The organism is Buttiauxella agrestis ATCC 33320, assembly GCF_000735355.1.
In the GTDB taxonomy this organism is placed as follows: domain Bacteria; phylum Pseudomonadota; class Gammaproteobacteria; order Enterobacterales; family Enterobacteriaceae; genus Buttiauxella; species Buttiauxella agrestis.
Window position 1 is genome coordinate 1 of record NZ_JMPI01000017.1, and the last position, 9,442, is coordinate 9,442.

The window sequence follows — 9,442 nt, forward strand, 5'->3', positions numbered from 1 at the left end:
TTTAAGCCCTGAGTCTTTTAGACTCAGGGCTTTTTTATGCATAAAATTCAGCATGTCTCTCTATTATTGTGTTTAACGCAAATATCTTCTGCAATTATCTGACTTTGTTAGCAAAGTTATCCGCTGCATAATCCTCGTATAACAAACATATATCCCCAACGAGGTAAAAAATGACAATTCCTGCATTTGGTTTAGGTACATTTCGTTTAAAAGACGATGTAGTGATCGCATCAGTAAAAACAGCGCTTGAATTAGGTTACCGCGCGGTCGATACAGCACAAATTTATGAGAATGAAGCTGCTGTAGGGCAGGCTATTGAAGAAAGTGGTGTTGCACGTAGTGAGCTTTTTATCACCACTAAAATCTGGATTGAGAATCTAAGCAAAGAAAAATTAATCCCAAGCCTGAAAGAAAGTCTACGCAAATTGCGTACAGATTATGTCGATTTGACTCTAATTCACTGGCCATCATCCAATGATGCTGTGCCAGTCGCAGAGTTTATGCAGGCGTTACTTGAAGCGAAAAAAGAAGGACTAACGCGCAATATTGGTGTTTCTAACTTCACTATCGACCTGATGCAGCAGGCAATTGATGCGGTGGGGGCTGAAAATATAGCGACCAACCAAATTGAGCTTTCACCGTATTTGCACAACCGCAAAGTCGTTGATTGGGCACATGAACATAATATCCATATCACCTCATATATGACTCTTGCCTATGGTAAGGCACTGAAAGATGAAGTCATTAGAAGAATTGCGCAGAAATATAATGCAACTCCGGCTCAGGTTATTTTGGCATGGGCAATGAAGTTGGGTTATGCGGTTATTCCTTCTTCAACAAAACGTGAGAATCTGCAAAGTAATCTACGATCGCAGACTCTCATGCTCGATGAGGAAGATATGATGGCCATTACTGAACTGGACTGTAACGATCGACTGGTTAGCCCGGAAGGTCTGGCTCCACTCTGGGATTAATCTTCCATTACAGCCCCTGCGGGGGCTGTTGCACATGCTCACTTAGAAAATCAATAAATGCTCTAATCCGGCTGCTGACGGCACGATCGCTGTAATACACCGCACTGAATGGCATTTCTACGGGGAGCAGTTTGTCTGCAAGTAATTCCACAAACTTCCCTTCAGCTATTTCTTTATTAATCATGTAGTCAGACAGGCAGGCAATACCATTCCCGGTCAGGCAAAGTTGCTTGAGTGTTTCACCGCTATTGGAGGTTATTCCCGGTGTAATGTCATACTGTAATCCATCAGTTTGGGCAACCGGCCATTTGTTCAAACTTTCTGTTTCAGAGAAACCCAGGCAGATATGATCCTGAAGATCCTCTGCACTTCGCGGTATTCCGTTTTGTGCTAAATATTCAGGAGAAGCAATAATTTTACGTTGGCTGGTGAAAAGGGGTCTGGCCCGAAGTGTTGAATCCGTCAACGTTCCTGCGCGAATGGCAACATCGACTTTACGTTCAATCAGGTTAATAAATGTCTCTGAGGAAATTAGCGAAAGCGTTATCTCTGGATAGCGTTCACGGAAAGGTTTAATGAGCGGCATCAAGAGGTGGAGCATCACAGGGGTCGCAGCGTCAATGCGCAGTAAACCCCGAGGTCTTTGTCGCGTTTCCATTAGCTCATTTTCAGCCGCTGCCATCTCTTGCAAAATCTGTTGTACGCGGCGGAAATAACGCTCACCTTCTTCTGTAAGGCTTAGCTGGCGCGTTGTGCGATTTAGAAGTGTTACCCCTAGCTTCATCTCTAATTTTTTCACCGAGCGGCTCACAGCTGAATTAGCCAGTTCGAGCTGTAACGCTGCACGACTAAAACTTCCGCTTTCCACAACGGCGACAAAGATCGTCAGTTCTTCAGAGGTGGCCTTCATTATTGCTCCTGAGACAAAATTGTATTGAGATTTTGCATATTTTTGTTATTTAACCATCACGCCATACTGCGTGTCATCAAAAGACACCTGTTATGGAGTAAATTATGCCTCTGGCACTATGGGCGCTGACTATCAGTGCATTTGCAATCGGTACTACAGAATTTGTCATTGTTGGGCTGGTACCAACAATCGCTGACCAACTTTCAATTTCATTACCTTCTGCTGGATTGTTAGTCTCTATTTACGCGTTGGGCGTCGCTGTGGGCGCTCCTGTTTTGACGGCATTAACCGGGAGATTGCCTCGTAAGCAATTACTGATTGGTCTGATGGCATTATTTACCGCGGGTAATCTGTTAGCCTGGCTTTCGCCAAACTATGAAACCCTCGTTATTGCTCGTCTGCTGACAGGACTTGCGCATGGCGTGTTCTTCTCAATTGGCTCAACCATCGCAACCAGTCTGGTCCCTAAAGAGAAAGCGGCATCTGCCATTGCGATTATGTTTGGTGGTTTAACCGTTGCTTTGGTTACTGGCGTACCTCTCGGGACGTTCATTGGTCAGCATTTTGGTTGGCGCGAAACGTTCCTCGCAGTGTCGGCTATCGGTGTAATCGCATTAATTAGCAGCACAATTTTGGTGCCTAAAGATATTCCAACTCGAGTGGTTGCCAGTATTAAAGATCAACTGAAAGTGATGACTCACCCGCGTTTGTTGATCATTTATGCGATAACAGCTTTGGGGTACGGTGGCGTGTTTACGGCATTTACCTTCCTGGCTCCGATGATGCAGGACCTTGCAGGTTATTCGCCAGCAGCAGTGAGCTGGATTTTATTAGGCTATGGCATCTCCGTAGCAATAGGGAATATCTGGGGCGGAAAACTTGCTGACCGTCATGGTGCTGTGCCTGCCTTGAAATTCATTTTTGCAGCACTTGCCGCATTACTCCTGGTGTTCCAGTTTACGGCTAGTTCACATATTGGTGCTTTAGTGACGGTGTTAATCATGGGGATTTTCGCCTTCGGCAATGTACCTGGTTTGCAGGTGTATGTTGTGCAGAAGGCTGAGCTTTACACGCCAAATGCGGTAGATGTTGCTTCTGGTCTGAATATCGCGGCTTTTAACGTTGGGATCGCATTAGGTTCTGTTATTGGCGGTCAAACGGTTCAAAGCTTTGGTTTGGCGCAAACTCCCTGGATTGGCGCGGTGATTGTTGTTGCTGCATTACTTTTAATTACGTTAAGTGGCCGACTTGATTCCCGCCGAGAAATTGCTGTCGGGTAACTCATTTAAACAAGATCGTTAGCAATTGCTTACGGTCTTGTTCATCAATGGTTTGAATTGGTCGTTGAAACTCTGCACTAAAGTCCCTATAACTGAAAGACAGCCTTCGATATGGAGGCTTCTTTGGTTACAGAGGTCATTAGTAAAAAAGTGCGCAAAAATACTTATGCCATGAGATATGTTGCCGGTCAGCCAGCAGAACGCATTCTGCCTCCTGGCTCCTTTGCAACTATTGGTCAGGCATTGCCACCCGGGGAACCTTTGCCGAGCGAGGCTTCCTTAAAAGTATTGGTATGGAACATCTTCAAGCAGCAACGAGCTGAGTGGCTTTCGGTGCTGCAAAATTTTGGTAAAGATGCTCACCTCGTCTTGTTGCAGGAAGCGCAAGCCACTCCTGAACTGGTAAAATTTGCGACCAGTAATTATCTGGCCGCAGATCAGGTTCCGGCGTTTGTATTGCCTCAACACCCCTCTGGCGTGATGACGTTGTCTGCCGCACATCCTGTCTACTGTTGCCCACTGCGCGAACGTGAACCGATTCTACGTTTGTCTAAATCCGCGTTAGTAACAGTTTACCCGCTGCCTGATGGCCGTTTATTAATGGTCGTGAATATTCATGCCGTGAATTTCAGCCTGGGTGTGGATGTTTACAGTAAGCAACTTGGGCCAATTGGTGATCAAATTGGCCATCATAATGGGCCGATTATTATGGCAGGCGATTTTAATGCCTGGAGTCGCCCTCGCATGAATGCACTCTACCGCTTTGCTCGCGAGATGACTCTGCGTGAGGTGCGCTTTACTGACGATCATCGCCGTCGGGCTTTTGGTCGTCCTCTCGATTTCGTGTTTTATCGTGGATTAAATGTTACGGAAGCCTCTGTTCTGGTTACCCGCGCGTCTGACCACAACCCTCTACTAGTCGAATTCCGTCCCGGCAAACCTGATTGAAGTAAGGTTAGTCAGGTCTGCCACTGGGCAGACCTGTGTGCTGCCCTTACTTATAATCAACTGCAAGGACAATACAATGACAACACAAACTCACCATGACAAAGTCAGCCAACAATTTAGCTCTCAGGCAGGGGCGTATCTGAGTAGCGCTGTACATGCTTCAGGAAGAGACCTGGAGCGCTTGAACGCGCGTCTGGCCGATTTTCCTGAGGCCCAACTGCTTGATATGGGATGTGGGGCAGGGCATGCGAGTTTTATTGCCGCGTCACAGGTGAAAGATGTTGTTGCTTACGATCTCTCCGAACAAATGCTGTCGGTGGTCAGTGAGGCAGCTAAAACTCGTAATATCTCCAATATAAAGACGCAGCAGGGTTATGCGGAAGCTTTACCATTTGCGGATGAATCATTTGATGTTGTGATCAGCCGCTATTCAGCTCATCACTGGCACGACGTTGGCAAAGCGTTACGGGAAGTAAGGCGCGTACTGAAACCTGGCGGGGTGGTGGTGTTTATGGATGTTATGTCACCTGGCCATCCTGTTCTGGATATCTGGTTACAAACTGTTGAAGCATTGCGGGATACTTCGCATGTTCATAACTATTCCAGCGGAGAGTTACTGGGCATGTTTAACGAGGCAGGTTTAGTGACGCAGAACTTATTGTGCGACCGATTGGTTCTGGAATTTTCAAGTTGGATTGCACGTATGCGAACACCTAAGGAAATGGCTGATGCTATTCGCGCTTATCAACAAAGCGCATCAGATGAAGTACAACGCTATTTTGATCTGCAGGCCGATGGGACGTTTACCAGCGACATTGTGATGGTCGAAGCCAGGAAAGTCTGACATTGAGGGACAGTAATAAAAAAGGCACCTTTATAGGTGCCTTTTCTTCGAATAAACAATCATGTATCAGGTGTAGAGTTGTTGCTTACGAACAGCGTCAACTGATCGCCAGGTTTCAGATTGTCCGTATCATCGTTCCAGCGTAGAACATCTTTGATATTCACACCGTGACGTTTAGCGATACTCGACAACGAATCACCCTTGCGCACCTTGTACGTGATGCTATCGTTCTTAGCTAAGCTCTGAGCGCCATTTTTGACACTGAGTGTTTGGCCAACTTTGATATGCGCGCCACGTATGCCGTTCCAGCTTTGCAAATCTTTAGTGCTCACACCCATGCGGGTAGCAATGCTCGACAAGGTATCACCTGAACGAACACGGTAAGATTTGCTGCCACCAGCAGTTCCGCTGTTATCAGCGATCATGCGAGGTTGCACTGCTTCAATTTCACCGGAAGCCAAAGAGGCTTTCAGCTGATCGGCATGCTTTTTAGGCACCATCACATAACGCTGATTTTTGCCAACCGTCGAGGTTTTAACCCCAGCGTTGAACGTTTTAAGCGTACTTAATGGTATTCCCGCCATTTCAGCCACTTGTGTCAGTTCCACCGGATCGCTCACTTCAACTCGCGCTAAAGCACGACTTTCGTCAGTCGTCGGCAGGCGTACACCGTATTTTTGGCTGTTTTTGAGAATGTCACTCAACGCCAGCATTTTTGGCACGTAAATCTTGGTTTCCCGTGGCAGTGAAAGCGACCAAAAATCCGTAGGTAAACCACGAGCTTTATTCGCTTTCATTGCCTTCAGTACACGACCTTCGCCGCTGTTGTACGCCGCCACGGTTAACAACCAGTCGCCGTCAAACATCTTGTTCAGACGCTGCATCATATCGAGTGCGGCAGTGGTAGAAGCCACTACATCACGACGTGCATCGTATGCTTTGGTCTGTTTTAAACCATAATTTCGACCCGTACTCGGTACAATCTGCCAGATGCCAGCGGCATTCGCAGAAGAGGTAGCGTGGGGGTCAAAAGCGCTCTCCACTATGGGTAGTAGTACTAGTTCCATTGGCATGTTGCGTTTCTTAACTTGCCCGGCAATCCAGTACATATACGGCTCTGCCCGTAATGTTACATCGTGGAGATAGCTCTTATTCTTCAGGTACTTCTGTTTCTGTTCGCGGATCCGGGTATTCTCCGGTATCCCCATCTTTAGCTCGTCGCCAATGAAGTTCCACAAGTTTTGATTATCTGCGAGGTATGTCCCATCGTCCATCCATCGCTTACCTGTGTACTTTCCTGCTTCACCTTGACCAGCTGCAGACAGACTCTGTGCGTGCTGTTGGATGTTGCCGTCATGCTTCGACGCCTGGCACCCCACTAGCAGGACAGAGGCGAGTAATATCGCTTTTGCCTTCATGTGTGTGTCAATAGTTGCTTAAAAGACGAGCAAGAATACCTTCCACTTCCAAACAACACAACCAGAAAATTCAGAATGTATCTTTCTTTGTCCGTAACCATGCAAAAATCTGGTGTGGTTGTTGCAAGTTTGTTTCTTCTTTTATTTTATCTTTTAAATCAACATTATGTGTTCTAAGGAATAAATTTATTTTGCGTTCATTTTCTAAAGAACTGGGGAGCGTTGATTGGTTTTTTGCACGTAACTCCTTAACTTTTCGACAGTATCGGTTTAACTCATCATCGTTAGGAAGGATCGATAAGGAAAACTTAATGTTCGAAAGTGTGTACTCGTGGGCACAACAAATTAACGTTTCAGCGGGAAGTTTGTTAAGCTTTTGAAAAGAATCAAACATATTTCTCGCTGTGCCTTCAAAAAGCCTGCCGCAGCCACCAGAAAATAGAGTGTCGCCGCAAAATAGGTAAGGTGCGCAGTAGAAACAGATATGTCCTAAAGTGTGACCGGGAGTGGCAATAACACTAAATTCATACTTTAAAATATTGACCTTATCGCCCTCTCTGACTACCCGGTTCGTTCCCTTATCTTGTGTCTCTTCGGGGCCATATACCACAAGGTCTGGATACTTTTTCAGAAGTTCTTTTACGCCGCCAACGTGATCATTGTGATGGTGGGTGAGTAAAATTGCCTCTGGTGTCCATTGGTTGGTTTCAAGCGCTTTAAGCACTGGTTCAGCGTCACCAGGATCGACGATGATACATTTACCCTGTTCGTCGTTCAGAACCCAGATGTAGTTATCCTGGAATGCAGAAATACTGTTAAGATTCATAATTCAACCTCTCTGAATTGCGTTAAGAAGGTAGTGATGAAACCGGCAAGGATACCTGATAATTTCATTTCACCGCATCATTGGGGAGAGCTGCCCTGGGGCGAGTATTACCGCGAAGCTCTGGAAGTCCAACTCCAGCCCTGGCTTGCTAAGATGTTCGGTTTTCATCTTTTGAAGATTGGTAACTTAAGCACAGAAATTAACACCGAAGCATGTGCTATTTCACACCAGGTGAATGTCGCAATACAAGGCGAGCGGCTTCAGGTTAATGCCGATCCGCTGTTTTTACCCTTTGCTGCTAAATCGGTCGATGCCTGTATGTTGGCTCATACATTACCCTGGAGCCAGGATCCGCACGGATTACTCCGAGAAGTGGATCGAGTATTGATTGATGACGGTTGGCTGATTTTGAGCAGCTTCAACCCGGTGAGTTTGCTCGGCTTGGGGAAAACTGTACCGTTTTTACGCAAACGCACACCGTATCATTGCCGAATGTTCACACCAATGAGGATGTTTGACTGGTTAGCGTTACTTAATTTTGAAGTGATGCACCAACGCAGTTTCCAGGTTTTACCCTGGAGTAAACAAGGTGGGAAGATGCTCAGTACCCACCTTCCTGCGTTGGGATGTATGCATGTCATTGTGGCACGTAAGCGCACGTTACCCCTGACGCTCAATCCAATGAAAAGTCGGAAAGCGAAAACGCAAATTCGGTCAGCGGTCGGGGCGACAAGGCAGTTTCGGGAGACAACTAAAGCTTCGTCTCTGGTTGATAACCCACGTCCTCAAGAGTTGGATTAGAAGCCGCTTCACGCGCAAGTTCATCGCAACGTTCGTTTTCGGGGTGACCGGCATGGCCCTTCACCCACTCCCAACTGATTTTATGCTCGCTTAATGCGGCATCCAGTCGTTTCCACAAATCGACATTCTTTACTGGTTTTTTATCGGCGGTTTTCCAGCCACGTTTTTTCCAGTTATGAATCCATTGGGTAATGCCCTGGCGAACATATTGGCTATCAGTGCTAAGCACCACGTCGCAAGGTTCGACTAACGCTTCAAGTGCGACGATCGCAGCCATCATTTCCATGCGATTATTTGTCGTTAAACGAAAGCCAACGCTGAAAATTTTTTCGTGCTGCTTGTACCGTAAAATGGCGCCATAACCGCCCGGGCCTGGATTACCGAGGCAAGAGCCATCGGTGAAAATTTCTACCTGTTTGCGCATCTCTGGTAGACTTCCTGTGATTAAAAAACCAAGTCTGACATAAACGAGCGACATGAGCACACCAATTACACGACAGATAGTCCTTGATACTGAAACCACCGGTATGAACCAAATCGGTGCTCACTACGAAGGGCATCGCATTATTGAAATCGGTGCGGTTGAAGTGATTAACCGCCGGCTGACGGGTAATAACTTCCACGTTTACCTGAAGCCTGACAGGCTGGTGGACCCGGAAGCCTTTGGCGTTCACGGAATTGCCGATGAGTTTCTGGCAGACAAACCCACTTTTGATCAGGTTGCTGATTCGTTCATGGATTATATTCGCGGCGCAGAGCTGGTTATCCATAACGCGTCGTTTGATATTGGGTTTATGGACTATGAGTTCGGGAAGCTTAAACGTGATATCCCGAAAACCAATACCTTCTGCAAAGTTACCGATAGTCTGGCACTTGCTCGTAAAATGTTCCCGGGCAAGCGCAATAGCCTCGATGCACTTTGCAATCGTTATGAAATAGACAACAGCAAACGAACACTTCACGGAGCATTGCTCGATGCCCAGATTCTGGCTGACGTCTATTTGATGATGACGGGCGGCCAAACCTCTCTGAAGTTTGCCATGGAAGGGGACGTTCAGCAGCGTACCGGAGATAGCGGTATTCAGAGAGTTGTGCGTCATGGTTCAGGTATACGTATCATTCGAGCCAGTGATGTGGAAATGGAAGCGCATGAATCGCGGCTTGATCTTGTGGAAAAGAAAGGTGGAAGTTGCCTGTGGCGGGTATAAAAGCAGCATCAATGGATTAAAAATCACCGGTTGGGTTAAATTAACGGCAACCGATTAGATTTTTTAGAAAAACGTTGACGCTTACCGGCCCAATACGTAATATCTGCCTCGTTCCCGACGGGGAACAAAACGCGGAGCGGTAGTTCAGTCGGTTAGAATACCTGCCTGTCACGCAGGGGGTCGCGGGTTCGAGTCCCGTCCGTTCCGCCACAATCAGAAAGCCTGAATCAGAA

At 46.7% G+C, this 9,442-nt stretch carries 9 protein-coding genes, 1 tRNA gene and 1 pseudogene; 7 read left to right on the forward strand and 4 right to left on the reverse strand.

Annotation, left to right across the window (positions count from 1 at the left end):
* Window positions 1–170: 170 nt before the first annotated feature.
* A complete protein-coding gene (gene dkgB, locus GBAG_RS03440) occupies window positions 171–974 on the forward strand; it encodes a 2,5-didehydrogluconate reductase DkgB (RefSeq protein ID WP_034493548.1) in 804 nt (267 codons plus the stop codon).
* Here dkgB and yafC read toward each other — a convergent pair.
* Window positions 971–1,884: pseudogene (yafC, locus tag GBAG_RS03445) on the reverse strand (DNA-binding transcriptional regulator YafC). The gene dkgB and the pseudogene yafC overlap by 4 nt on opposite strands.
* Before the next feature lie 104 nt (window positions 1,885–1,988).
* Here yafC and GBAG_RS03450 point away from each other — a divergent pair.
* The 3 genes from GBAG_RS03450 (at window position 1,989) to GBAG_RS03460 (ending at window position 4,956) form a co-directional block, all read left to right on the forward strand.
* Complete coding sequence (locus GBAG_RS03450; protein WP_034493552.1) at window positions 1,989–3,164, forward strand: MFS transporter; 1,176 nt, start codon at window positions 1,989–1,991, stop codon at window positions 3,162–3,164.
* Window positions 3,165–3,314: 150 nt separating this feature from the next.
* The gene (locus tag GBAG_RS03455) at window positions 3,315–4,112 is read left to right on the forward strand and encodes an endonuclease/exonuclease/phosphatase family protein (protein WP_034493561.1); all 798 of its coding nucleotides are present in this window, start codon (window positions 3,315–3,317) and stop codon (window positions 4,110–4,112) included.
* Between the two features lie 76 nt (window positions 4,113–4,188).
* A complete protein-coding gene (locus tag GBAG_RS03460) occupies window positions 4,189–4,956 on the forward strand; it encodes a class I SAM-dependent methyltransferase (protein ID WP_034493554.1) in 768 nt (255 codons plus the stop codon).
* A gap of 59 nt (window positions 4,957–5,015) precedes the next feature.
* Here GBAG_RS03460 and mltD read toward each other — a convergent pair whose 3' ends face one another.
* Complete coding sequence (gene mltD, locus GBAG_RS03465; protein ID WP_034493556.1) at window positions 5,016–6,374, reverse strand: murein transglycosylase D; 1,359 nt, start codon at window positions 6,372–6,374, stop codon at window positions 5,016–5,018.
* Between the two features lie 70 nt (window positions 6,375–6,444).
* On the reverse strand, window positions 6,445–7,200 hold the full coding sequence (gene gloB / locus GBAG_RS03470; protein ID WP_034493557.1) for a hydroxyacylglutathione hydrolase: 756 nt from the start codon (window positions 7,198–7,200) through the stop codon (window positions 6,445–6,447).
* A gap of 36 nt (window positions 7,201–7,236) precedes the next feature.
* Between gloB and GBAG_RS03475 the strand changes: the two genes are divergently transcribed.
* Window positions 7,237–8,001 carry a methyltransferase domain-containing protein gene (locus GBAG_RS03475; protein ID WP_034493558.1) on the forward strand — a complete coding sequence of 255 codons (765 nt, stop codon included), beginning with the start codon at window positions 7,237–7,239 and terminating at the stop codon, window positions 7,999–8,001.
* Here GBAG_RS03475 and rnhA read toward each other — a convergent pair.
* The gene (gene rnhA / locus GBAG_RS03480; RefSeq protein WP_167333327.1) at window positions 7,952–8,524 is read right to left on the reverse strand and encodes a ribonuclease HI; all 573 of its coding nucleotides are present in this window, start codon (window positions 8,522–8,524) and stop codon (window positions 7,952–7,954) included. The two genes, GBAG_RS03475 and rnhA, sit on opposite strands and share 50 nt — an antisense overlap.
* Between rnhA and dnaQ the strand changes: the two genes are divergently transcribed.
* Both dnaQ and GBAG_RS03490 read left to right on the forward strand, forming a co-directional pair.
* Window positions 8,478–9,209, forward strand: coding sequence for a DNA polymerase III subunit epsilon (gene dnaQ, locus GBAG_RS03485; RefSeq protein WP_034493560.1), 732 nt, complete (start codon window positions 8,478–8,480; stop codon window positions 9,207–9,209). The genes rnhA and dnaQ overlap by 47 nt on opposite strands.
* A gap of 133 nt (window positions 9,210–9,342) precedes the next feature.
* Window positions 9,343–9,419, forward strand: a tRNA-Asp gene (locus tag GBAG_RS03490).
* Window positions 9,420–9,442: the final 23 nt, after the last annotated feature.